22 protein-coding genes are annotated in these 23,232 nt (G+C 71.0%); 8 read left to right on the plus strand and 14 right to left on the minus strand.

Going from position 1 to position 23,232, the window contains the following annotated elements; all coding sequences use genetic code 11:
• Positions 1-90: 90 nt before the first annotated feature.
• Positions 91-342 carry a three-helix bundle dimerization domain-containing protein gene (locus ACPYN5_RS00005; protein WP_424446925.1) on the minus strand — a complete coding sequence of 84 codons (252 nt, stop codon included), beginning with the start codon at positions 340-342 and terminating at the stop codon, positions 91-93.
• Positions 343-508: 166 nt separating this feature from the next.
• Between ACPYN5_RS00005 and ACPYN5_RS00010 the strand changes: the two genes are divergently transcribed.
• The 4 genes from ACPYN5_RS00010 to ACPYN5_RS00025 all read left to right on the plus strand — a co-directional run bounded on the left by ACPYN5_RS00010 (position 509) and on the right by ACPYN5_RS00025 (position 4,278).
• The gene (locus ACPYN5_RS00010) at positions 509-931 is read left to right on the plus strand and encodes an acyl-CoA thioesterase (RefSeq protein WP_424447664.1); all 423 of its coding nucleotides are present in this window, start codon (positions 509-511) and stop codon (positions 929-931) included.
• Positions 932-977: 46 nt separating this feature from the next.
• Positions 978-2,366, plus strand: coding sequence for a PqqD family peptide modification chaperone (locus ACPYN5_RS00015; RefSeq protein WP_424446926.1), 1,389 nt, complete (start codon positions 978-980; stop codon positions 2,364-2,366).
• A gap of 154 nt (positions 2,367-2,520) precedes the next feature.
• Entirely contained in the window at positions 2,521-3,174 is a 654-nt protein-coding gene (locus ACPYN5_RS00020) for a hypothetical protein (protein ID WP_424446927.1), read from the plus strand.
• 129 nt (positions 3,175-3,303) lie between these two features.
• Positions 3,304-4,278 carry an AraC family transcriptional regulator gene (locus ACPYN5_RS00025; protein WP_424446928.1) on the plus strand — a complete coding sequence of 325 codons (975 nt, stop codon included), beginning with the start codon at positions 3,304-3,306 and terminating at the stop codon, positions 4,276-4,278.
• Between the two features lie 69 nt (positions 4,279-4,347).
• Here the strand turns inward: ACPYN5_RS00025 and lepB are convergent, their stop codons facing one another.
• The 8 genes from lepB to ACPYN5_RS00065 form a co-directional block, all read right to left on the minus strand.
• Positions 4,348-5,097 carry a signal peptidase I gene (gene lepB / locus ACPYN5_RS00030; RefSeq protein ID WP_424446929.1) on the minus strand — a complete coding sequence of 250 codons (750 nt, stop codon included), beginning with the start codon at positions 5,095-5,097 and terminating at the stop codon, positions 4,348-4,350.
• A gap of 3 nt (positions 5,098-5,100) precedes the next feature.
• Positions 5,101-6,585: a tyrosine-protein kinase domain-containing protein gene (locus tag ACPYN5_RS00035; protein WP_424446930.1), complete on the minus strand. Its 1,485-nt coding sequence runs from the start codon at positions 6,583-6,585 to the stop codon at positions 5,101-5,103.
• Entirely contained in the window at positions 6,576-7,532 is a 957-nt protein-coding gene (locus ACPYN5_RS00040) for a nucleotidyltransferase family protein (RefSeq protein ID WP_424446931.1), read from the minus strand. Before ACPYN5_RS00040 ends, ACPYN5_RS00035 begins: the two co-directional genes overlap by 10 nt.
• Positions 7,533-7,653: 121 nt before the next feature.
• The gene (locus tag ACPYN5_RS00045; RefSeq protein ID WP_424446932.1) at positions 7,654-7,803 is read right to left on the minus strand and encodes a hypothetical protein; all 150 of its coding nucleotides are present in this window, start codon (positions 7,801-7,803) and stop codon (positions 7,654-7,656) included.
• Positions 7,804-7,893: 90 nt separating this feature from the next.
• Positions 7,894-8,607, minus strand: coding sequence for a glycosyltransferase family 2 protein (locus tag ACPYN5_RS00050; RefSeq protein ID WP_424446933.1), 714 nt, complete (start codon positions 8,605-8,607; stop codon positions 7,894-7,896).
• Positions 8,604-9,968 (minus strand): PIG-L family deacetylase, encoded by a 1,365-nt coding sequence (locus ACPYN5_RS00055; protein WP_424446934.1) that lies wholly within the window; start codon positions 9,966-9,968, stop codon positions 8,604-8,606. Before ACPYN5_RS00055 ends, ACPYN5_RS00050 begins: the two co-directional genes overlap by 4 nt.
• On the minus strand, positions 9,962-11,053 hold the full coding sequence (locus ACPYN5_RS00060; protein WP_424446935.1) for an acyl-CoA dehydrogenase: 1,092 nt from the start codon (positions 11,051-11,053) through the stop codon (positions 9,962-9,964). Before ACPYN5_RS00060 ends, ACPYN5_RS00055 begins: the two co-directional genes overlap by 7 nt.
• A gap of 57 nt (positions 11,054-11,110) precedes the next feature.
• A complete protein-coding gene (locus ACPYN5_RS00065) occupies positions 11,111-12,421 on the minus strand; it encodes a UDP-glucose dehydrogenase family protein (protein WP_424446936.1) in 1,311 nt (436 codons plus the stop codon).
• A gap of 113 nt (positions 12,422-12,534) precedes the next feature.
• On the opposite strand from ACPYN5_RS00065, the gene ACPYN5_RS00070 reads away from it, so the two are divergent.
• A complete protein-coding gene (locus ACPYN5_RS00070) occupies positions 12,535-13,995 on the plus strand; it encodes a protein adenylyltransferase SelO (RefSeq protein WP_424446937.1) in 1,461 nt (486 codons plus the stop codon).
• 105 nt (positions 13,996-14,100) lie between these two features.
• Here ACPYN5_RS00070 and ACPYN5_RS00075 read toward each other — a convergent pair whose 3' ends face one another.
• Positions 14,101-15,705: a hypothetical protein gene (locus tag ACPYN5_RS00075; protein WP_424446938.1), complete on the minus strand. Its 1,605-nt coding sequence runs from the start codon at positions 15,703-15,705 to the stop codon at positions 14,101-14,103.
• A gap of 274 nt (positions 15,706-15,979) precedes the next feature.
• Between ACPYN5_RS00075 and ACPYN5_RS00080 the strand changes: the two genes are divergently transcribed.
• Positions 15,980-16,840, plus strand: a complete 861-nt coding sequence (locus ACPYN5_RS00080; protein ID WP_424446939.1) for a cation-transporting ATPase — start codon at positions 15,980-15,982, stop codon at positions 16,838-16,840.
• On the plus strand, positions 16,837-17,166 hold the full coding sequence (locus ACPYN5_RS00085; RefSeq protein ID WP_424446940.1) for a hypothetical protein: 330 nt from the start codon (positions 16,837-16,839) through the stop codon (positions 17,164-17,166). Before ACPYN5_RS00080 ends, ACPYN5_RS00085 begins: the two co-directional genes overlap by 4 nt.
• A gap of 145 nt (positions 17,167-17,311) precedes the next feature.
• Here the strand turns inward: ACPYN5_RS00085 and ACPYN5_RS00090 are convergent, their stop codons facing one another.
• Positions 17,312-18,676, minus strand: coding sequence for an HNH endonuclease signature motif containing protein (locus ACPYN5_RS00090; RefSeq protein WP_424446941.1), 1,365 nt, complete (start codon positions 18,674-18,676; stop codon positions 17,312-17,314).
• A gap of 113 nt (positions 18,677-18,789) precedes the next feature.
• Positions 18,790-19,725, minus strand: a complete 936-nt coding sequence (locus ACPYN5_RS00095) for an aldo/keto reductase (RefSeq protein ID WP_424446942.1) — start codon at positions 19,723-19,725, stop codon at positions 18,790-18,792.
• A gap of 419 nt (positions 19,726-20,144) precedes the next feature.
• Here ACPYN5_RS00095 and ACPYN5_RS00100 point away from each other — a divergent pair, with 419 nt between their 5' ends.
• Positions 20,145-21,203: a hypothetical protein gene (locus ACPYN5_RS00100; RefSeq protein WP_424446944.1), complete on the plus strand. Its 1,059-nt coding sequence runs from the start codon at positions 20,145-20,147 to the stop codon at positions 21,201-21,203.
• 267 nt (positions 21,204-21,470) lie between these two features.
• Here ACPYN5_RS00100 and ACPYN5_RS00105 read toward each other — a convergent pair whose 3' ends face one another.
• Together ACPYN5_RS00105 and ACPYN5_RS00110 are read right to left on the minus strand one after the other, a co-directional pair.
• Positions 21,471-21,737 carry a hypothetical protein gene (locus ACPYN5_RS00105; RefSeq protein WP_424446945.1) on the minus strand — a complete coding sequence of 89 codons (267 nt, stop codon included), beginning with the start codon at positions 21,735-21,737 and terminating at the stop codon, positions 21,471-21,473.
• Positions 21,738-21,853: 116 nt separating this feature from the next.
• Positions 21,854-23,224, minus strand: coding sequence for an AAA family ATPase (locus tag ACPYN5_RS00110; RefSeq protein WP_424446946.1), 1,371 nt, complete (start codon positions 23,222-23,224; stop codon positions 21,854-21,856).
• Positions 23,225-23,232: the final 8 nt, after the last annotated feature.

A 23,232-nucleotide genomic window follows, 5' to 3' on the forward strand; every position in this document is an offset into this window, starting at 1 on the left:
CAGGACGCGATCGACAGGCTCTACGACCGGTATCAGAACGTTTACGGACAGACCACCGACGACCGCCGGTAGCCCCGGACCGGGGCGCGGTCAGCTCGGGGGCGGAACGCTGGCGTCGGTCTCGCCGCTCCCTTCGGCGAGACCCGACAGGCGCTCGCGCGTCTCGCGCTCGGCGATGATGCCGAGGAAGTCGGTGACGCGCGCGTCGGCGTGACTCTCGACCGAGGCCTCGGCCTCGCGGCGGATGACGTCGTCGTCGACGCCGGGCATCCGCCTGCTGACGCGATCGGTGACCTCCTCGACCAGCTCGGCGGGGTCGAAGTCTCTCGTGGGCTTGTCCATGGCCTCATCCTCGGCCGGTCCGCCGTGCCGGGGAAGCCATCGCGCGGACGGCTCCGGCGTGCGATCATCCGCGCGGCTACGCTGGATGAACGTGACCGATGAAACGAGCCCCGAGGGGGCGGCCTCCGACAGAGCGAAATCCGAGTGGTACTGGTCGGAGGACGGCATCAACTTCCATACGCGCAAATGGGTGCGTCCGGAGGACCTCAACGCCAACGGCACCCTCTTCGGAGGAAGCCTGCTCCGCTGGATCGACGAGGAAGCCGCGATCTACGCGATCATCCAGCTCGGCAACTACCGCGTCGTCACCAAGCTCATCTCCGAGATCAACTTCGAGTCGTCGGCGCTGCAGGGCGACCTCATCGAGATGGGGCTCACCGCGACCCACTTCGGGCGGACCTCGTTGACCATGCGCGCTGTCGTGCGCAACATGATCACTCGCAAGCGCATCCTCTCGATCGAGCGGCTCGTGTTCGTGAGCGTCGACGAGGCGGGCCAGCCGATTCCGCACGGTTACTCCGCCATCACCTACGACCGTGATCGGATGCCGCGCGAGCATCCCCGCACCGACTCGGTGCGCCTGCCCTGACCCGCGGGGGTGTCAGGGTCGAAGGCGCTGACCCTAGGCTACGAGGGTGCTGCAGCTTCCCCTCGTCTCCGCGCTCGGGTGCGCGGTGCAGATCGATGGGGGAGACCGCTCGCCCGACGACGTGGCCGCGATCGCTCGGGCATGGGGTGATGCCGAGGTGACTTCGGCCGACAGCATCCCGGCTGCCCACCTGAGGGTCGCCGTGTCGGATGCGGCGCTCGGGCGCGAATTGTCAGAGCTGTCGCAGAAGGTGACATTGGCGGCGATCGAGGCGCGGCGCGGACACCTCTGGATGCTGCACGCCGGCGGCCTGGCCGATGACGAGGGCAACGTCGTGGCGATCGTCGGCCCGTCGGGGCGTGGCAAGACGACAGCGACGCGGGCGCTCGCTGCGCACTACGGGTACGTCACCGACGAGACGGTCGCGATCGCCCCCGACGGCACCGTGCTGCCCTATCGGAAGCCGCTGTCGATCATCGAGGGCGCGGCATCCGACAAAGCGCAGCGCTCCGCATCGGAGCTCGGGCTGGGGCCCCTGCCGGACGTTCCCCTCCGGCTGAGCGCGATCGTGCTGCTGGACCGGGTGCCGGGCGGACCGGAACGTCCCGTGCTCGAGTCGTGCGACCTCGCCGACGCGCTTCCCGAGCTGGTCGAGCAGACGAGCTACCTCGCCGACCTGCCTGCGCCGCTGCGTCAGGTCGCGGCACACGTGACGGCTGTCGGCGGCGTCCACCGCGTGGTCTACAGCGAGGCCGAGACGCTCGCGTCGGCCCTCGCCCCGCTGTTCCGTACCCCCGCCCCGGTCGGCGACGCCGACGCCGCCCCGGTCGCGGAGATCGCCGACGAGAAGCGGGGGCACCGGTCCGAGAGGGGCTGGCGGCGGGGATCGTACCTCGACGCGATCGCGCTCTCCGCCCCGGGCGACCCGAGGGAACGGATCGCCCTGCTGCAACCCGAGGTGTCGGGCGGTGCGACTCTGCGCGTCCTCGACGGCATCGGACCGACGCTGTGGCGCGCGGCCGACGGGCGATCGGTGGAGGACCTCGTCGACGCGGCGGTCGCCGTCCACGGCGCGCCGCCGACGGGCGACCCCGAGGCGGTCGTGAGCGCGGCCCTCGACGCACTCCGCGCAGACGGCGTGCTCGCGCGAGAGCATTCGTGGCGGGCACGCCGGGACGTCGCGTGGACCACGAGCGACGACGGTTTCGTCGTGCTGCCTCTCTCGCGCGGCGGATCGCCCGAGCCGGTGGCCCTGGAGGGCACGGCCGCGATCGTCTGGGCGGTGTTGACGACGGCGCGCGGCGCGACCCTGGAGGCGCTCGTGGATGCGATCGCCGCGCGCAGCGGGGCCGACGCCTCCGAGATCGACGGCGACGTCCGCGCGTTCCTTCACGAGCTCGCGGAGCGCGATCTCGCGGAGTCCTACCTGCCCTGATCAGGGCTGTCGCCTGCGCTGGTGCAGGCCTCGAATCCGACACTTCGCGACACCGATCGTGATGTGAGCGACGGATGCCGCCTCGGCCATCGACGGCGCTTCGTGGCGGCGAAAAAGTACGGGAAAACCTCTCATTCCGACCCGAGGAGTTCCCGTGACCGACGTCGTTCCCACCCGCCGCGAGTCCGACGGCATCGACCGCCGCACCATCATCAAGGGCGCGGCGTGGGCCGTTCCCGTCATGGCGGTGGCCGTCGCGGCACCGCTCGCCGCAGCATCGGTCAACAACTCCGGCCTGGCGGTGACGGGAACGAACACCGGTCTGCTCGCGCTCAACCTGCTCGACGGAGGCGGAACCCTCACCGCGACGGCGCTGACGACGGTGCCCACCGAGTTCACCATCACGAACGGCGCCGGCGCGATCAATCAGACCGCGACCGTCACCGTGACCGTCGGCCGGCCGGCCGGCATCAACCTCCCCGTCGGCCGTGCGCGTGGGTTCGGCGTCTTCAGCCTGAACGGCGTGCCGTCCACGGCCGGACAGCGCACCGCCGTCTACCAGAGCGCCCCGGTCGTCGGTCAATTCGGCTTCCCGCTGACGACCTTCACCACCACTCTTCCGGTGAACGTCCCGTCGAACGGGACGCAGAGCGTCCCGCTGGTCCTGGGGCTCGCGGGCACCTCCACCGGTGTCGCGGTGTCGGCCCTGGCCACCTTCCCCGTCACGATCGTCGTCGACTTCGGCAACGGTCTGACGCGTACGGCCACGTCGAGCGTCGTCGTCCCGGTGGGCGCGGGGATTCTCTAAGTAGTCGTGACCGTGGTGTCCGCGGGTGTCGACTGCGCCCCGAATGCGTAGTCGGCACCCGCGGATCCGGTACGGGGCGGCGGCGCGGCCGCTCCTACGCTGTGAGGCGATCGAGGGGGGAGGCGCGCCGTGAGCTACGAGCGCTACCCGAGTGGGCCGGCAGTGTCGCCCCCTTCATCGCGCCGGCCGGGCGAGCCCTTCGCCGGCCGGCCCGCGCAGACGCTGACGCTCGAATCGGTCGTCCTGAAGCGCTACCAGCTCGCCGCGGGAGTCGAGCGGGTCGTACCGGCCGGCGGGACACCGCTCGTGCACAGCATGCTGGTCGCTTCGGGGACGGTGAGCATCGCCCCGACCCTCGATGCGCGCCGCCGGCACCGCGTCGATGCCGGCCGGGGACTGTTCCTGCGGTCGCGCTCGGACCACCTGGTGGCCTGGTCGGACGACGCCGAAGTGATCGTCGTCTCGGCGGCCGAAGAGGTCGTCGCCGCCTTCGGCGCCCCGATCGACGAGAACGACGGGCCCCTCTTCGCCGGCGACTCGGCTCTGGTGACGCCCGCGACCGCCTATTTCCGCTCGCTGCTGTCGGGAGCGGCCCGGCCCGGGCGCGTGGCCACGTACGCGCTGTCGCGGCTGGCCGAGGAGATGATCGGCAGCCTGTTCCTCGAACGCGCGAGCGTGGGCGCGGAACCGGTGAAGGTGCAGCCGTCGCTGTATCGACGCGCGCTCGCCCTCATCGCCTCGCGTCGAGCCGACCCCGACCTGACGGTGCCATCGCTGGCCGCGGAGCTCGCCGTGTCACCGCGCCACCTGCAGCGGGCCTTCTCGGAGCAGAACACCTCGCCGACCGAGGAGATCCGCCGCCTGCGCGTCGAGCTCGCCGTGCAGCTGCTCACCGAGGCGCGCTACGACGTGCTCTCGATCGAGGAGGTGTCGCGCTACGCCGGATTCGCAAGCGCCGACGACCTGCGTCGGGCGTTCCGGCTGCAGGGCGAGCTGTCGCCCACGCGGGTGCGCTCCCAGCGGCATCCTGGACGGGCAGGGCGAGCAGAGCGGCGCGGCCTGCACGCCCTGCCCGCCCTGATGCCGACTACGGCGCCTGCGTGAACGAAGTGCTCGCTCGTGCATCGACACCGTGACCGAGCCGAAGGAGGCGCGAAGACACCCGCGGAGCGCTCATGGCGTACCCAGACGGTCGAGCGGCCAGAAGCGGAAGAACACCTCGCCGACGATGTGTTCGCGGCCCACCGGCCGAGCGCACGTGTCCGGCGCCGTTGCCGTCGCGGTTGCCGCTTGGCTGCGGCACGCTGCGAGCGAGTCCGCCGAGTTCGAGCGGTTGTCGCCCAGGAGCAGGAACTCGTCGGAGCCGAGCGGCACGGGTGCGAAGCAGCGCGGCGACTGCGGGATGCTGGCGCAGTCGAGCGTTCCCGCTTCGAAGGGCAGGTCGTGGGTCACGTAGTCCTCGACGATCGCCTCGCCGTCGACCGTCAAGCGGCCGGCCGCGTCGCAGCAGGCGACCGTCTCACCCGGGCCGGCGACGATGCGCTTGACGAGTGCGTCGCCGTTGCTCGGGCCGAATCCGAAGACGTCGCCGAACCAGCCGGCGACCACGCGCCACGGTGGCGCGTCGGGCGGAGGAGCGTCGCGCCATGACTCCGGGCGGTCGAACACGACGACATCGCCGCGCCCGGGCTCACCCGAGATCCCGAGGCGGTCGACGAGGATGCGGTCGCCCGGCGTCAGCGTCTGCTCCATGGAAGCGGACGGCACCTGATAGACCTTGACGACGAACGACTGGACGAGCGCGACCACGAGGAGCGCCGCGGCGAGATGCGTCAGCGGGTGTCCGGCGACGCGCCGCCAGCGGGGCCGCGGCGTGGGTGCATCGCGCTCACGCTCCGGAGCGGTGTCGGGCGCGGCCGTCACGAGTCAGCGTCGCGTGCGGCGGGCGCGCCGTCCGTCCGGCAGCGCAGCGGCGGGGGCGGGCACCAGATCGGCCGCAGCCTCGTCGTCGGTGCGGTAGTAGGCGCCGGTGTACTGGTAGCCGTAGTACGCCGCGCCGCTTCCCTTGCGCGGGACGCGGTTGAGGACGACGCCGAGGGCCCGTCCGCCGGCGCGCTCGAGGTTCTGCTGCGCCTTCTTCAGCGCATCGAAGGTCGTGCGGCCGACCGTGGTGACGATGATGGCTCCGTCGGTCCGGTTGCTCAGCACGGCGGCATCCGTCACCGGGATCAGCGGCGGCGCGTCGATGATGACGACGGCGTCTTGGCTGAGGGTGTGCAGGAGGTCGCGCATGCGCTGCGAGCCGAGGATCTCGCTGGGGTTCGGCGGGATCTTCCCCGCGGCGATGACACGGAGGGCGCCGGTGCGGCCGACCGGCTGCGCGACGTCGTCGACGGTGGCCCGGCCGGCGAGGATGTCGGTGAGTCCGGCATCGCCGATCAGATGGAAGATCGTCGCGACCATGGGGCGGCGCAGGTCGCCGTCGATGAGGACGACGGGCTGGCCGCTCGCCGACAGGGTGATGGCGAGGTTCGCCGCCGTCGTCGACTTGCCTTCCCCGGGGAGGGGGCTGGTGATCACGAGGATGCGCGGCGGGCTGTCGACATCCATGAACTGGATGTTGGTGCGCAGCTCGCGCATCGCCTCGGACACGGCGTACAGGTGGACGTTCTTGCTCGAGGACGTGTTGGCGCCGTCGAACGGGATAAGGCGGTTGTCGGCGGTGAACGACTTCTCTTCGGGGATCGCGCCGACGACGTTCAGACCCGTTTCGCGCTCGACGCCCTCGGCAGAGCGGATGCGGCGATCGAGGGTGAAGCGCAGCAGCGCGTAGCCGACACCCACGACGAGCCCGACGAGACCGCCGATCGCGAGTGCGAGGCGCACGTTCGGCGAACTCGGACTGGTCGGCAGCCGGGCCGAGTCGGCGGTGACGAGGGTGATGCCGGGGTTCACCCCGGTGCCGCCCGACTCGATGTTCTCGATCTCGATCTGCATCCCGCGGATCCAGGCGCCGGCGAGGTCGCGCGCTGCCTCGGGCGTCGGACCGGTCGCGTCGACCTTGATGACCACGGTGTCGAGGGGATTCGACACCGACACCCGGCGCACGAGGCTCTCGGGGCTGACGTCCAGCCCGAGCTCCTCGCGGGCGTGCTCGCCGACGGCGCGCCACGTGCCGACGTCGACGTACGACTTGACCTTCGACTTCGCGAGGTTGTCGCTGACGTACTCCGAGCTGCTGTCGGTCTGCCCCTCGGCCTTGACGGGCGTGACGTATCCGCTCGCGTCGGCGGTGTACACCTTCGGCTGCACGAGCGTCCACGCGAAGGCGACGACGACGCCGAGGATCACGCACAGCGACAGCGCGATCCAGTGCGCGCGCAGGATGCGCAGGTAATCTCTCAGCTCCACGGTGAACCCCCTGATCCGATGCTATCGATTCGCGTCCGCGCCCTCATCGCCCGAAGCGCGCGCGGCAGCGAGCGGGCTCCGCGGCCCCACCGTCGCAGGCGTGCGGCGGCGCGACCGACGGTGGTGTCGACGGTCTCGGGCCGGCTGAGGAGCAGATCGGAACGACTCGGCCAGACCGCCCGCGCCGCGATGCGCGCGCGCTCCGCCCCGCGGGCGTCGCGCAGGGCCGCGAACCAGAAGTATGACCCGAACGATCCCGAGTTCACGCGCTCGCGCCACCGGTTCGCGGCCGTCGAGGCGTTCTGCTGCGGATCGACGGGGACAGCGACGCCCATGCGCTGGAACACCTCGGCGAGTGTGACGGTCGTTCCGGTCCGCATGGCCATGTCGGCCAGGCCCGCTCGCTCGGCGGGGGTGAGGGGGATGGTCTCGAGCGCCGCGAGCTCGTCGGCGTGACGCGCCTGCCGTTCGGTGCCGCGAAGGGAGTGCAGAGCGAGCACGATGATGTTCGCGATCCGTGAGGGCACGGCGCAGGGGCGATGGGCGAACTCGCCGCTCTCGCGCTCGGCCCACAGCGCGTCGAACGCGGCACCGGGGTCGGCGAGCATGCCCGGGTAGTGACGGTGCACGTCGAGGTCGCAGGGCCACCGGTCGTGGAGGAACGCGCGGGAGTGGACGCTCGTCAGCCGTCCGATCAGCGGTGCGGGGCGCTCGCGCCAGCCGCGCGACTGGAGCTCGTTGCACAGGCGGTCGAACCCCGCCGGTTCGACGAGGACGTCGACGTCGGACGATGTGCGCTCCGCGCGGAGCCCCTGCCGAGAGAGCGTCGGTCCTTTGATGAAGAGCACGCGGATGCCGAGACCGTCGGCCACGTCCTGGACCCAGGCATGCGCGAGCTCGACGCCGCTGCGGAGTGCGAGGGCCAGCGCTGGTTCGTGAGGGGGCATGCGGTTCTCAGGTCGGTGATCAAGCCCATTATGTCGACATCCCGCGCCTTCGCTTCAGCGTCTCGGCGACACGATCGGGTCCGGCACCGGCGCTGAGGCGACAGCTTGCGCCGGCCCGCGGTTACCGGGGGGTGAGGAGGAGGGTGGCGACGAACGCCCCGAGGATCACGATGACGATCAGGACGACGATGATCGCCCATCCGGGCAGCCCGCCGTGGTCCTGCGTCCACCATGACTGTTCGCCGTAGTCGTAACGCCGCGATCGCTTCATGGCGGCAACGGTACGCCCGTGCGGGCTCCGGCAGATGTCGGGCGGGTTACACCTCGGAGATCGCGGAGCTCCTCCTCGGATCTGTGAGGATCAGGCGGCTCCGCCGTGCACGCGGTCGTGCGTCTGGCGGACGAATGCGGCATACCCTCCGGGTGTTCGTCCCACGAACCTGCCCGAGGTGACGACCTCGTGCTCGTCCGTCACGATGACGCGGGCGCCGGCGGCGACGGCGGACCGTACGAGGACGACATCCTCGTGCTCGTCGAGATCGGAGAAGCCCCCGGCGGCGGTGTAGACGTCGGCGCGAAGCCCGAGGTTCGCCCCGTGGATGTTGCCGGCCGGGCGTCCGCGCGGATGGGTCTCGATCCAGTGCGCCGCGTGCTCGGCGGTGAGATCGGCGAAGTCGGGCTGCACGGTTCCGAGGACGATATCGGCACCGGCCGCGACCAGGTCCAGTTGATGGCTGATCCAGGTCGGGGGCACGGCGGAGTCGCCGTCGGTCGTGCTGATCCAGGTGCGAGGCCGTGGCGGGTCGCCGAGCTCGGCCAGCGCCGCGTCGACGCCGACGCGGCGCGCGGTCCCGACGCGGCCCGCGTCGATCCGCCGGACGCTGACCGGGTGCGAGCGGGCGATGTCCTCCGACTCGTCGGAGCACGCATCGAGGACTACGACCGTGGCGACGACGACGGCGGGATGCGTCCGGCGTGCGTGCTTCACGGCGGCGGAGATCGCCGCGAGGCAGCGATCGAGGAGCTCGGCCTCGTCGTGCACCGGGACGACGACGGCCACCGCGGTGGGCGTCACGGAACGAGGCCCGTCTCGGCTGCCACCGACCGTGCATCCGGGCGGGCATAGACCTCGAGCAGGAAATCGGTCTCGTCGTGGTGAGCCAGGCGGATCAGCCGGTCGTCGGCGCGCAACGCGGCATGGACCTGGTCGCCCGACAGCGGGTATTCGGCGACCGGGTGACGCCAGTGGCAGGCGACGAGGTGCCCGTCGGGGGTCAGCGATTCCCGCATCCGAACGATCGCGGCGGCGAGGTCGGGCTCGCTCCAGTAGTAGCCGACCTCGGACAGGACGATCAGATCGAACGATCCGTCGGGCCACTCGTCCGGCAGCACGGCGCGAGCGAAGCGGACGTCGTCGCGGTCGCCGACGCGGCGCCGCGCCGAGGCGAGCGGTGCTTCTGCGATGTCGAGGGCGAGGACGTCGTCGCAGCGGTCGGCGAGGAGCGCGGTGAGCGCTCCGGTCGAGCAGCCCAGCTCGAGCGCCGACCGGTACCGGGCGCGGGGCAGGGTCGCTATCGTGATCGCGCGCTTACGCTGCTCGTACCACCGGGTGTCGAAGCCCCACGGGTCGTCGCCGTTGCGGTCGTAGAACGCGTCGAAGAAGCTCCGGCCGAGACTGGTCGGCTGACCGTGGGGCCGGATGAAGACCTCGAACGGCCGCTCGAAGTGCTGCTGCATCCCCGCGTGGAGCATCACCTCATCACCGGGCGACGGCGAGAGGGGCCGGGTCTGACTGCGGTGGAGGTCGAGGGCGCGGCGTTTGGCCGCCGCGAGCTCGTGGTCGAGCTCGACGAGCTCGAGGTCCGTCCACGGGACGTCGGCGGGCGACCCCCAGTGCCAGAGCCAGATGGGGTAGGTGCGCCAGGGCAGGCCGAGATCGCCGCACACCTCGTCGGCCACCTCTCCGGCGACGCGGTGGTCGCGGTGCCCGTCGCCGGCCCAGGGGGCCACGACGAGGCTTCGTGACTGCGGGGCCGACTCGATCTCGGCGCGCAGCGCGGCAGCGATCTCGTCGCGGTGCGCGTCGGTGTCGCCGTCGGGGATGCCGAGGAAGCGGACGCGGATCGCCGGGGACAGGCTCGTGAGCGCACGGGTCGCCTCGTCGCGCCGCACTGCGGCGAGGCCGGCAGTGGTGTGGGTGGGGGAATCCGGATGCGACCCTTCCCCGTCGGTCGCGATGATCACGGTCACGGCGCCCCCGGCCCGGGCGGTGCGCGCCATGAGACCCGCAGCCCCGAGGGTCTCGTCGTCGGGATGCGCGGCCACGACGATGAGATGCTCGATCGGGTCCGCCAGCGGCGGCAGCGAGCGTTCACCGAAGGCCGCGGTCCACACCGTCTCGGGGGTGCCGGCGTCGCGGTGGTCGAAGCTCACCACGCGCCGCGCCCCTCGCTCACGCTCGCACCGATGCGCGCGAGGTCGCGGTCGGCATGGTGCTGGCGCACGTAGACCTGCAGGTCGGCGACCCGCCGCGCGTAGGCCTCGTCGGCGACGAGGGGGAGAGGGCCGAGCGCGCGCGCCGACTCACTCAACGTCACCTCGACGGCATCGGCCACGACGGCGCGGGTGCGCGCCGCGAGCGTTCCCGGGTCGGCGACGAGCGAGCCGGGGCCGTCCATCTCGCGGGCCGCAGAGCCGAGCGCCAGCCGGGCGTTCCACAGCGCGGTGTCGACGCGGCCGAGATGCACCCGCGACAGCTGGTCCGCGTTCGGTCGCCGCGCGGCGTCGAGGAGGTCCGTGCGGAGGGGGATCGCGCCGCCCCACCAGCACGCCGCGACGCCGACGCCTCCCCGGGCGAAGCCCGGCCGGCGCAGGTACCAGCCCGGTTCGCCGACCGGAACCGCGGCCGCCGCCGCGAAGTCCACGGGGGCGCTGACCACCTGGGTGAGGCCCCGTGCGTGCCACGGTCCGCTCCGGGCGGACACCTCGGCGGTGCGCAGCGCGACGGCGAAGAGGCGGCGCTCGTCGCCGACCCACGCGGTCACGAGGGCGTGGCTGAGGTGCTGGGCGAGGGAACACCACGGCTTGGTGCCCGTGAGTCGCCAGCCACGCGGCCCGCGATGAGCGTCGAGGCGGACTCCGGGGCCTTCGGCGGCGAAGACGCCCCACGAGGAGCCGGCATCCACTCCGATCGCGTCGAGATCGATGTCGATCCCGTCGCGCCGCGCTTGGTCGAGGATGTCGAGCGCATCGAGGTGCGGTTCGAGCACGCGAGCCGCGGCGACGTCGCGCGCGGCGATCGAGGCGAGCAGTTCCCAGTCGTCGACGAGCCGACGGTCGACGGCGCGTCTCGCGCCGACCGACACAGCCCAGGCGAGGGTGGCGTCCACGTCGGTGCCGAAACCCGCGACGCGCGTCGCCGTCTCCACCGCGGTCCGCACCGCATCGCTGTCGCCGCCGGGCGATGTCGCCGATCGATCGGAAAGCGTCAGGACGGCTCGCGCTTCGTGAGGTTCTGCCACTGCCCCATCATCGCGTGCGCTCACGGTCGCGCGGGTCGCGGACGGGCTCCCGACACGTCAGGGGCGGCCCATGCCGCGGTAGTCCCAGCCGGCCGCGCGCCAGGCGTCGGCGTCGAGGCAGTTGCGGCCGTCGATGACGATCCGGCCCGTCGCCAGGCTCGCGGCGTGGGCGGGGTCGAGCTGGCGGCGGTACTCGTCCCACTCGGTCACGACGATGACGGCGTCGGCGGCGCGGAGGGCCTCGTCGCGGTCTTCGACGTAATTCAGCTGCGGGTGCACGCGGCGGGCGTTCTCGATCGCCTCGGGGTCGGTGACGGTGACCCAGGCGCCGAGACCGTGCAGGCGCACGGCGACGTCGAGGGCGGGGGAGTCGCGGATGTCGTCGCTGTGGGGCTTGAAGGCCGCGCCGAGGACGGTGATGTTCTTCTTGTAGACCGAGCCGTCGAACGCGGCGACGACCATGTCGACGGCGCGGTCGCGGCGACGCATGTTGATCGCGTCGATCTCGCGCAGGAACGCGACCGACTCGCCGCGGCCGAGCTCTTCGGCGCGGGCGGAGAAGGCGCGGATGTCCTTCGGGAGGCAGCCGCCGCCGAAGCCGATGCCGGCTCCGAGGAAGCGGCGTCCGATGCGCGCGTCGTGTCCGATCGCGTCGGCGAGGGTCGTGACGTCGGCGCCGGTGACCTCGGCGATCTCGGCCATCGCGTTGATGAAGCTGATCTTGGTCGCGAGGAACGCGTTCGCGGCGACCTTGACGAGCTCGGCGGTGGCGAGGTCGGTGACGATGAAGGGCGTGCCCTTCGCGACCGGGGGGTGGTAGACCTCGCGGAGGATGTCGGCGGCGCGCTCGCCCGTGGGCCCGGCGGGGACGCCGGCGACGAGGCGGTCGGGGTCGACGGTGTCCTGCACGGCCCAGCCCTCGCGCAGGAACTCGGGGTTCCAGACGAGGGTGGCACCCGTGGGCGTCACGCGCTCGGCCAGTGTGGCGGCGGTGCCGACGGGGACGGTCGACTTGCCCGCGACGATGTCGCCCTCGGCGAGGTGGGGGATGAGCGCGTCGACGGCGGCGTTGACATAGGTCATGTCGGCCGCGTAGCCGTCCTTCTGCTGCGGGGTGCCGACGCCGACGAAGTGCACGGCCGCGCCGGCGGCATCCGCCATGTCGGTCGAGAAGCGCAGACGGCCCGATGCGAGGCCGTCGCTCAGGATCTCCTGCAGGCCCGGCTCGAAGAAGGGGGCCTCGCCCTTCGACAGCGAGGCGATCTTGCGCTCGTCGACGTCGATCCCGACGACGTCGTGACCGATGGATGCCATAGCCGCGGCGTGGACCGCTCCGAGGTAACCGCAACCGATGACCGACAGACGCATGGTGCTCTCTCTCCGCGGACCCGAGCGGACCGCCACACATTCCTATCAAGAACGCATGACGGATGTGTAAACGCACCGACCCTCGGAGCTCACCGCGCGCGTAGCCTCGGAGCATGTCCTCGGTCACGCTGACGCTGTCGCACGACTTCGCCGATGCCCTGCCCGCACTCGCCCGCCCCTGGTCGGCCGACCCGGCGCCCGACGCGCGGCTCCTCGTGCTGAACGAGGCGCTCGCGGACGAGCTCGGCCTCGACGCCCCGTTCCTGCGCAGCGCCGAGGGGATCGATCTCCTCGTCGGTCGGGCGCTGCCGGACGGGGCGCAGCCGGTCGCGCAGGCGTATGCGGGTCACCAGTTCGGCGGATTCTCGCCGCGCCTCGGCGACGGGCGGGCTCTGCTGCTCGGCGAGGTGACGGCGCCGGACGGGTCGCTCCGCGACCTGCATCTCAAGGGCTCGGGTGCGACGCCGTTCGCGCGAGCCGGCGACGGGCTCGCGGCCGTCGGGCCGATGCTGCGCGAGTACGTGATGAGCGAGGCGATGCACGCCCTCGGCATCCCGACCACTCGTTCGCTCGCCGTCGTGGCGACCGGTCGCGAGGTGCTGCGCGAGACGCCGTTGCCCGGTGCGCTGCTCGTGCGGACGGCCGCGAGCCATCTGCGTGTCGGGAGCGTGGAGTTCGCCCGCGGGACGGGCGACATCGCGGTGCTGCGCTCCGTCGTCGACTACGCGATCGCCCGCCACCACCCCGAAGCTGCGGCGGATGACGTGCCGGCGCTCGGACTGTTCCGCTCCGTCGTGGCCGCGCAGGCGGATCTGGTCGCCCGGTGGATGCTCGTCGGCTTCATCCACGGCGTCATGAACACCGACAACATGACGCTCTCGGGCGAGACGATCGACTACGGCCCGTGCGCGTTCCTCGACGCGTACGACCCGGCGACGGTCTACAGCTCGATCGACACCGGCGGGCGATACGCGTACGGCAATCAGCCGTACATCGCGGAGTGGAACCTCGCGCGCCTGGCCGAGGCGATGCTGCCGCTCTTCGACGACGAGCTCGAGCGCGCCGTCGAGAAGGCTCAGAGCTTGCTCGCGGAGTTCCGGCCGCGGTTCGCGGAGGCGCGGACGGCCGGCATGCGTCGCAAGCTCGGCCTCGTCGACGCCGCCGTATCGGACGACGCGGTCGAGGCGCTCGCCGGAGATTTCCACGAGATGCTCGAGCGGGCGCGCGCCGACTACACCTCGACCTTCCGGTCGCTGTCGGATGCCGCCCGGGGTGACGCGACGGCGCTGGAACGGGCGCTCGGTGCCGATGTCGCCCTTGGGCCGTGGCTTGAACGCTGGCGCGGTCACGCTCCCGATCCCGTCGTGATGGATGCCGCGAACCCCGTCTACATCCCGCGGAACCACCTCGTCGAGGAGGCGCTCGCCGCCGCCACGGATGGCGACCTCGAGCCGCTCGGGTGGTTGACGACGGTGCTCTCGACGCCGTTCGTCGAGCGTTCCGGCGCCGAGCGCTACGCCGAGCCCGCAGGCGATGACTTCGCGGCCGACTACCGGACATTCTGCGGCACCTGAGTTTCGCTGCCCGCCACGCAGAAGGGCGCCCGCCGGCGATGACGGACGGGCGCCCTTCGTGCTGTGGTGCTGTGGTGCTGTGGTGCTGTGGTGCTGCGGTGCGGGTTATCCCTGCGTGGCGCGGCGGCGGGTGGCGACGACGGTCGCTGCGCCGGCGAGCATTACGAGGATGCTGATGCCGAACAGGCCCGTGATGTCGTCTCCACCGGTGGCGGCGAGGCGTTCGCCGTTCGAGTTCGCGTTGACGTTCGAGCTCGGGTTCGAGCCGCTGCCGGCGAGCACCGGCACGACGGCGGGCGCCGCGCGCAGGCTGAACGCGACCGGCGCCGACGGGTCGGAGAGGCCGGTGATGCCGGCGGCATCGGATGCCTGAACCACGACGACCGTGTAGTCCTCCGGGGCCAGTGCGACGGTGACCGACCAGGTGCCGTCGGAGGCGACCGGGATGGGGTCGGCGGGGTTGGCGGGCGCCGGCGGAGCGGCCGGTTCGGCTGCCAGGAGCGACATCTCGCCGTCTGCGGGATCGCCGCCGAGGGCGGCATCCTGAGCCAGAGCTGTCGGGACGACCAGGAGTCCGACGAAGGCGCCGGGCTGCCCCGTGCCCCGGAAGGTGACCCGGTCGCCGGTGACGATCTCGCCCGCTGCCGGGCTCGTGATGACGGGAGCCGGAAGGGCGGGCGTGGCAGGCAGCTCGAACGACACGTCGAGGGTGCGCGGGGTCTCGCCCGCGACGCTCAGCGCGACGGTCGCGGTCTGCGACACCGGCGCGTCGTCGGCATACGTCGTGGGCACCAGCCACATGCCGGCGACCACGGTGACGGGCTGCGTTCCCGGAAGCGGCTGGCCGTCGACACCGAGGACCGTGACGACGGCGCCTTCGTCGCCCGTGCCCGAGAACAGGACGGTGCGGGTCGGCAGCGTCTCGCCGGGCAATGGGGTGACGATCTCGAACGGGACCTCGGCGCCCGGCTCGGGCAGGGTGAACGAGACGGTGCGGCTCTCGGGTTCGGCGCCCTCGGCGGCCAGGACGATCACGACACTCTGTGCCGCGTCGGCGTCGTCGGGGAAGGTGACCGTCGTCGTCCACGCGCCGTCGGTGACGGTGACGGTGACGGGAACCGTGCCGGAGAGCGGGGTGCCCTCGTCGTCGGTGAACGTGACGATCGCGCCGTCGGCTCCCGTGCCCGCGAACAGCACGGTCCGGGTCAAGGTCCTGGCGTCGGGCTCCGGGCTCAGCACCGCGAACGGGAGGACTTCGGCGTCCGGCGCGGCGCCGGGAATGACTTCTTCGGCGGCCCCTTCTTCAGCCGCCCCTTCTTCAGCCGCCCCTTCTTCAGCCGCCCCTTCTTCGGTGGCGCTTCCGTCGGCGGCGCTTTCTTCGGCGCCGCCTTCTTCGGCCGCACCTTCTTGGACGGCACCTTCTCGAGTGACGCCCTCTTCGGCGGCGCCTTCTCCGGGAACAACCTCTTCGGCGGCGCCCTCTTCGGCGGCGCCCTCTTCGGCGGCACCCTCTGCGGGGGCGATGTCGTTGGAGGCGCCCTCGTCGACGGCATCCGTTTCGATCGTCACCTCGATGGGAGTGGACTCGGCGGCGGAATCCGCGGTCGCGGCGTATGCGGGCGCGGCGGCGAACCCGGCCGCGCCGAATGCGACGACGAGCGCGACAGGAAAAGCGACGGCTCTCCGGCGCAGGGACGTGTGAACAGGCATTGAGACCTCATGATCGTGTGGCGAGAAGCCCGCACGGATGGGTCGGCCGAACAGCTCCGGCCGCCCCGACAGCACGGGTGGGGCCGAGAACACGCATGCCCCCCAAAGACATCAGCGCGTTCCGCGAAACATAGCAGTGCGTGAACACCCGAGACCAGACACTTTTCTCGAATTCACTCAATTGAACGAATTCGGTACGAGATCGCCATATGGGCTGGCGATGGCGGAGTCCGTTCTCAGAGGTCTCATCAGCTGTTGGCCTACCGTGCTGGGCATGAGCAAGCTCAATCGCCTGATCGGCATGGCCTCGAAGGCGCTCGGTGACAAGGCTGCACCGGGCGCGGGTACAGGAGCCGCGGGCGCGGGCGGCGGAGACTGGCGGTCGATCGTCCGCGGCGCCGCTGACGCGCTGACCGGGGAGGGCCGCGGTGCCGGGCAGCCGCAAGCGCCGCGCGGAGCGACTCCGGACGCCACGACGGCCGCCGGGCCTGGTGCGCACGGGCGGGTGGGGCTGACACCGCCGTCGTCAGGTGCCCTCACCGGCGCGGATCGCCAGGCGATCGCGCGGTACGACTACCTCGTGCAGACCGCTGATCCGGCGCAGCTCGAACAGATCCACCGTGACGCCTTCGCGCGGCTGAGTCCGGCGCAGCGGGCCGAGGTCGAGGCGCGGCTGTCGGGGAGCCTGCCTCTTCACGAGCGGCCCGCATCGTCCGAGCCGGGTGTGCTGGCGCGCGCGGCCACGCGTGCCGAGATGCTCACGCCCGGATCGCTACGCGGGATGCTGACGCGCGTCCGCGGCGGGTCCGGCGCGGGCGGTGCGCGGTCAGCGGGTGCCGGGATGCTGGCGGGCGCCGGAGTGGCCGCGGCGGGCGGTCTGTTCGCCGCCGTCGCCGGCGGCGCGATCGTCAGTGCTGTTGCGGCGCCGATGCTCGAGCAGGCGGCCGGCCTCGTCGACTTCGACGCGATCGCGTCGGGTATCGACCCCGAGAGCCTCGTCTCCGGCTTCGACGCGGAGTCGATCGCCGGAGGGCTCGGCGAGCAGGCGGCCGGTCTCGGCGACCAGGTGTCGGGTTTCGGTGATCAGCTCTCGAACTTCGAGCTCCCGAACCTCGGCGATTTCTTCGGTCGGTGACCGGTTCGCCGGGCATCCCCGGCGCGAGTGATCAGCCCGCGGATGCGCGCGAGCTCGTGGCGGCCGTGCTCGCTGTGCTGTCGGAGCTCGACCCATACGAGCTCGAACCCGGGAGCCCCGATGGTCCGCCCGCGGATGAGTACGCGCTCGAGGCCGGTCCGGTCGCCGAGCTTCTGCGACGCGACGGCGAGGTCTCTCGCGACGGGCTGGATGCCATATGGCATCGCTGGTTCGGCGAATCGCTGTCGGGTGTCGTCGGGGAGCAGAACGTCGCGCGCACCGTCGACCGGTTGAACGGATTGTGGGGGAGAGGCCCCCGACCGTAGCGGGCGGCCGAATGCCGCGGCGCCTGAGGTTAGACAGGCGGCGGGTGGGAAGCTCCATGCCGCCTCACGCGGACTTCCCGCGACGAAGCGGGCCGGCAGCTCGCGAGCGCGGGCGACGTCTCTGGGGGTTAGGACCAGCGACGGATCAGAACGGCGGGGCATCCGGCGGAGCGTCGGCGCGGGGTGGTGCGCCGAGCCCACCCGGTGGTGGGGTGATCGCCGGGGTGAAACAGACGGCGGGTACCGGTACGTCTTCGCGGTAGACCCGCCCGAGCGGTGAGGTCCAGATCAGCACCCCGGCCCCGACCTGCCGGACTTCCCATTTCGTGAATTGCTTCATGGAGTGGTGTCTTTGGCAGAGGTGGGCGAGGTTGAAGATGTGGGTGTGGCCGCCTTTGGCGTAATCGATGGTGTGGTCGATCTCGCACCGGATCGCGGCTCTGCGGCATCCGGGGAATCGGCAGTGCTGGTCGCGGGCGGCGAGGAGTCGTCGCATCGCCGGTGCCGGCCGGTACGTGTCGATCTCGACCGGAGTACGGGTGACGGGGTCGATGAAGAGCCGGTCCCACGTCGTGGTCTGCGCGGCGAGCTGCCGAACCGTGTCGGCGTCGACCAGCGTCGCTCCCGCGGCTTCGGCGGGGTGCTCGTCTTTGCCCATCAGCGTCTCGGCGGTGACGGCGACCTGCACGTGAGCGCGGATCGCCCCCAGCGGGCCGGAGCGGTCGGTGCCGTGGGTCGGGTCGACCACCGGCGCGCCCCCGAGGACGAGGTCGGCCAGGGCGTCGGCGCGAAGCTGATCCATGGTGCGAGTGTCGGGCTCGGGCTCGGCGACATCCGCTCGGGCATCCTTGACCGATTGCCCCATCTGGGTCAGGCGATCGAGCATTCCCGTCGCGATCACCGAGGGCAGGTTCGCGATCACCTCCGACATGCCGTCGGAGCCGTGCACGAGCCGGACGCCTCGGCACGCCGCCGCCGCGCGGTGCCGTTCGCTGAACGACAGAGGGTGGACCTGCTCCGCGAGCGCTTGCAGCGACGTGCGTACCCGTGACGGGATGTCGCGCTCGCAGACGTCGATGGCGGCCCGTTCGAACTCGGGCCGCGCTTCTTCGGGCACGATCGCGCCGACCTTCACAACCACGTCGACGTGGCCGCGCTCGATGCGGCGCTGCTGCCACGCCGCGAACACGAGCGGATAGTCGTCGACGATGGTCATGGCGTGGTCGATCTCGGCCTGCAGCCGCCGGTCGGTCAAACGCGCCATCCCCGCGGCTTCCGCGGCGACGGAGCGCAGTTCCATGTCGGAGGCCATGCCTCGGATGCCGGTGCTCCGCGCTTCACGCAGCGCTGATCGGCCCAGCTCAGCCAGCGCCAGGGTCGAGGCGATGTCGCTCGCGTGCGCGAGATCGAGCGCGTGCGCGTAGCCCGCGAAAGCGAGCGCGTGCGGCGATGCGAGCGGCAACGGATCGGGGTGCGTGTCCCCGGCTCCTGCCCTGCTCGTCGATGCCATGTTCCCATTATCGCAGCCAGAGCGCCCCCAAAACTAGAACATTTCTACGATTCTGCAATGATCGTCGGCGCTCCCCGCTGTGGAGGAATCGCTGCCGTTCGCAGAACCGCGGCTCAGGGCACCTTGTGTCCGGCGGCCTGGATGAGGCCGTACCACTCGGCGCGCGTGAGCGGGATGTCGCTGCCATCGGCGGCATCCGCGACGCGCTGCGGGTTCGTGGTGCCCAGGACGACCTGCATCCCGGCCGGGTGGCGGGTGATCCAGGCCGTCGCGATCGCGGTCGGGGTGACGCCGTACTTCGTGGCGAGCTCATCGAGCTTGGCGTTGAGTTCGGGGTACTCCTCGGCCCCGAAGATGACACCGTCGAAAAAGCCCTTCTGGAACGGCGACCAGGCCTGGAGGGTGATGCCGTTGATGCGGGAGTAATCGACGAGCCCGCCGCCGTCGCGGGTGATCGAGTCGTCTTCACCGGCCATGTTCGACGCGAGCCCCTGCGCGACGATCGTCGAGTGCGTGATCGACAGCTGCACCTGGTTGGCGACGAGCGGCTGCGTGACCGCGGTCTTGAGCAGATCGATCTGGCGCGGGGTGTGGTTCGAGACCCCGAAGGCGCGGACCTTGCCCGTCGATTCGAGGTGATCGAACGCGCGGGCGACCTCGTCGGGCTCGACGAGCGCGTCGGGGCGGTGGAGCAGAAGTACGTCGATGTGGTCGGTGCCGAGTGCCTCGAGCGACGCTTCCGCCGACGAGACGATGTGCTCGTAGGAATGGTCGAAGTGCCATTCCTCCGGCACGATGCCGGTCTTGGTCTGCAGTGTGATCTCGTCGCGCTCGCTCGGGCTGAGCTGGAGCGCCTGAGCGAAACGACGCTCGCAGCCATGACGGCTGGATCCGTAGATGTCGGCGTGGTCGAAGAAGTTGACGCCGACCTCGCGCGAGCGGTCGTACAGGGCGCGAATGGCGTCGTCGCTCAGGTCTTCGATGCGCATCATCCCCGCCACGACGTTGGGGACCTGGATGTTGCTCCGACCGAGGGGGACGCTACGCATGACTCTCCGTTGATTCAGGGAAGGTGTTCCTCTCAGTATCGACGTTGGAGAGGCGCGCGGGGACGCGGCGGGGGAACTGCCACGACGGTCGTCCGCTGCGGGCATCTGTAGGGACCGCTCGGACGCTCGAGCTGTCGGTGGCGCCACCCCCCAACAGTTGGCGCCACCGACGCGAACTCGGGCTCGGGGACTTCCGCCGGCCGGGTTTCGTCGACGACCCGCTGAGCGATGACGGGCCGCGATGAACACGTTGGCAGGGAGCGAGAGCGTGTTTTGCTCGCCGGGGCGTGTTCGACGGTTTCCGAACAAGTCCGAACACAGCCCGCCCCGACCTCGCTACAGTTGAGCGCCGCATCGTGATGGGGTTCACCAGCCATATGCGACGAACGACATAGATGACGCCCGCTAGGGGAACACCGATGCATGACCATAACGATCCGGGTGCCGTGGAGCACGATTCGCTCGATGGCATCGCCCGTGATCTGCTCGCGTTGAAGGAGCGGACGGGTCCCGTCTCGTATGCCGAGCTCGTCCGGCGGATCACACGTCAGCGCATCGAGCGGGGTGTGAGCCCTGCGGCCGCTCAACCTCCCCGAACCACCGTGTACGACGCATTCCGGCCGGGCCGCGCCCGGATCGACGTCATGCTTCTGCGCGACATCGTGGTGGCGCTCGGTGCGGACGAGGCCGAGGCCGAGAGGTGGGTCGCCCGGTATCGGCGGGCGCGCCGGACGCGCGACCTCGTGCGCCAGTCGTCGCCCGCCGCCGCGGACGCGTTGCCGACGTCGGCGCGGGATGCGGAGAGGCTCGTCGCCGTCCGCCCTGACCTGCGACGCCGCACTGTCGCGATGATCCTGCTCGCCTGTCTCGCGGCGAACTTCGCCGGGATGGCGACGGTTCAGGCTCTGCACTTGCCGATCTACCTCGACATGGCCGGCACTGCGGTGGCAGCGATGCTCTTCGGGCCCGGGCCCGGTGTTCTCGTGGGCCTGTCGACGAACGTGTTCGGCTTCGTCATCGGGTCCCCGGGGGCCGCGCCGTTCGCGCTGGTGAACGTCGCGGGAGCACTGGTCTGGGCCTACGGCATCCGCCGGTTCGGCATGGGTGCGAATCTGTTCGGCTATGTGAACCTGACTCTGCTGGTCGCCGTAGCGTGCTCGCTCATCGGAACCCCCCTCGGATTGTTGATGTTCGGCGGGTACTCCGGGCACGGCTCCGACGGAGTCACCTCGTCGATCGCGGGGCTCGGCCTGCCGGTGGTGCTCGCCGCGTTCTCGGCGAACCTGCTCACGTCGGTGATCGACAAAATGCTCTCGGCGTTCATCGCTCTGATCGGTATCGCGACCCTTCGCAGTCGGTTGCCGGTTCCGACGCAACGCCTCCCTTTCGTCGATCGCCTCATATCACCGCGAGCGGTCGGCGGGTTCTTCGACCCCGATACCGTGATGACGAGACGGCGGGTCGCGCCGGTGCGCTGACTCATCCGACCCGCATCGCAACGAGATGGCGCGACTGTCCGAACCCACGGTGAAGGAGCAGTCACCCCGTGATGCGGCACAGCGCGGACGTCAGAACGGCGGTGGCTCGTCGGGCGGTCCGCCGCGTTGGACCGGCGGTGACGTCAGAACGGCGGCGGATCTCGGGGCGGTCCGCCGCGTTGGCCCGGCGGCGGATCGGCGACAGCTGAGGCTTGCTTGTGCCCGCAACGCAGCAGACGCTTCCAGATGTCGACTCCCACGCCGCGCTCAGTTCGTCGGGGGAGGTGGGGGCGAATCGGATGCTGCTCCGTCGTCCGGCTTCTCGTCGGTCGCGGGGCGCCGGGCGGCGCCGAGCTCTCGCCGCAACCGCGTGAAGCCCGCGATCATGACCCCGAAGCCGAGCAGGATGAGCCCGATGCGCGCCCACCACGGCAGCTCGGGGAACATGAGGCCCGGAATCGTGAGGATGAAGGTCGCGCCGACGAAGTACCAGACAGAGGTCGAGGCCTCTTCGCGCTCGTTCGTTTCGGACACCGGTCGCTCCTGTCTGGGGGATTTCCCTCGAGCGTACGAAGTGCAGCAGGGGCGGCGCGTCCCCCGCGAGGGGGATCTTGGGCCGGCGTCGGTCTCGGCGCCGCGGCGTGTGTCCGTCACTCGGTCTCGCTGGCTCCCAGCATCCGTCTGGTGAGGTGCTGCCGCGAGTCCATGATCTCGTCGAGCATCCGGGAGAGGTGGGCGTCGGACACGGGCTGCTGCTCGATCGCGGCCGCTAGCACGGCGCGACGGATGAGTTCCTTCGCGAACGAACCCGTCACGCCGTCGGTCGCGGAGGCGGCGGCGCTGATCGCGGCGTCGGAGAAGGGGAGACCGCCGGCATAGCGGCGCAGCAGCTGCTCGCGCTCGCGGTGTCCGGGGCGGGGGATCTCGACAGCGAGGTCGACGCGTCCGGGACGTTCGGCGAGAGCCGGCTCGAGCACTTCGACACGGTTCGTGGTCATCACGAAGGTGACGTCGGCGTCGCCGGTGAGCCCGTCGAGTGCTTCGAGTACTTCGAAGAGCAGGGGCTGCGGGGTCATGTGCCGTTCCATCGCGACCAGGTCGATGTCTTCGAGCACCACGATCGACGGCTGGAACGTGCGCGCGATCTCGGTCGCGTAGGGGATGAACCGGATGCTGTCGCCGGTCAGCATCACGACGGTCGCCTCCGTCGCGCGGCTTGCGAGGTGCCGGATGGTGAGGGTCTTGCCGGTTCCCGGAGGGCCGTAGAGCAGAACGCCACGCTTGAGGTGCTGCCCGGAGCGCAGCAGCTCGTCTCGGTGGGCACCGATGCCGATGACGTGGCGGACGACCTCGTCAAGCACGCCGTCGGCGAGGACGATGTCGTCGGCCGAAACGGCCGGGCGGGGCAGGAACGTCGCGCCGGCCTCATGGCCGAACTGCGTCGGCTGGAACGAGAGCACCTGCCCGCGCAGGACGCTCTTCTCGATCATCACTTCGCGGAGCCGCTCCAAGAACGCCCCGGTGACCTCGTGGTCGTTCGCCATGACTTCAAGCACCGCCGTGTCGCGGCCCGAGCGAGGAGACGCCGCGCGCTGCAGGACGGCGAGCGGCGCTCCGTCGAAGCTGAGCAGCCATACGCCCATCGCGACCACGCGGCGGGTGCTGGCCGGGCCGGTGGCACGCTCGCTGTAGTCGACCGGTCCCGGCTGGAACCTCGCGTACGGATTGGCGATCAGCTCGGCAAAGCTCTGATGCAGACGCTGCTCGCCGCCGCCGATGCCGATCAGCGAACCGTCCGGCCCGGCCAGGGTCTCGAGTGCGATGTCGGCGTCGACCAGCCGATGGTCGGCGACGGTTTCGGAGACGACCGCGATCTGCGAGGCATCCGCCCCCAGGTGTTCCGAGACCGCGTCACCGAGCGGCGTACGCCGCACGGCCTGTTCGTCTCGATCGGATGCCGCCACCCGCTTCAAGTACGCCGAGACGGCCTGGAGTAGCTCATGGTCGAGTTCATCAGTCATGGGGATGC

The organism is Microbacterium arborescens, from assembly GCF_049707515.1.
Taxonomy (GTDB): Bacteria; Actinomycetota; Actinomycetes; order Actinomycetales; family Microbacteriaceae; genus Microbacterium; species Microbacterium arborescens_B.

Coding starts and splice junctions, on each gene's coding strand:
- ACPYN5_RS00005 (WP_424446925.1), bottom strand. CDS start 342: ATGGACAAGCCCACGAGAGACTTCGACCCCGCCGAGCTGGTCGAGGAG.
- ACPYN5_RS00040 (WP_424446931.1), bottom strand. CDS start 7,532: ATGCCCCCTCACGAACCAGCGCTGGCCCTCGCACTCCGCAGCGGCGTC.
- ACPYN5_RS00045 (WP_424446932.1), bottom strand. CDS start 7,803: ATGAAGCGATCGCGGCGTTACGACTACGGCGAACAGTCATGGTGGACG.
- ACPYN5_RS00065 (WP_424446936.1), bottom strand. CDS start 12,421: ATGCGTCTGTCGGTCATCGGTTGCGGTTACCTCGGAGCGGTCCACGCC.
- ACPYN5_RS00070 (WP_424446937.1), top strand. CDS start 12,535: ATGTCCTCGGTCACGCTGACGCTGTCGCACGACTTCGCCGATGCCCTG.
- ACPYN5_RS00075 (WP_424446938.1), bottom strand. CDS start 15,705: ATGCCTGTTCACACGTCCCTGCGCCGGAGAGCCGTCGCTTTTCCTGTC.
- ACPYN5_RS00080 (WP_424446939.1), top strand. CDS start 15,980: ATGAGCAAGCTCAATCGCCTGATCGGCATGGCCTCGAAGGCGCTCGGT.
- ACPYN5_RS00090 (WP_424446941.1), bottom strand. CDS start 18,676: ATGGCATCGACGAGCAGGGCAGGAGCCGGGGACACGCACCCCGATCCG.
- ACPYN5_RS00095 (WP_424446942.1), bottom strand. CDS start 19,725: ATGCGTAGCGTCCCCCTCGGTCGGAGCAACATCCAGGTCCCCAACGTC.
- ACPYN5_RS00100 (WP_424446944.1), top strand. CDS start 20,145: ATGCATGACCATAACGATCCGGGTGCCGTGGAGCACGATTCGCTCGAT.
- ACPYN5_RS00110 (WP_424446946.1), bottom strand. CDS start 23,224: ATGACTGATGAACTCGACCATGAGCTACTCCAGGCCGTCTCGGCGTAC.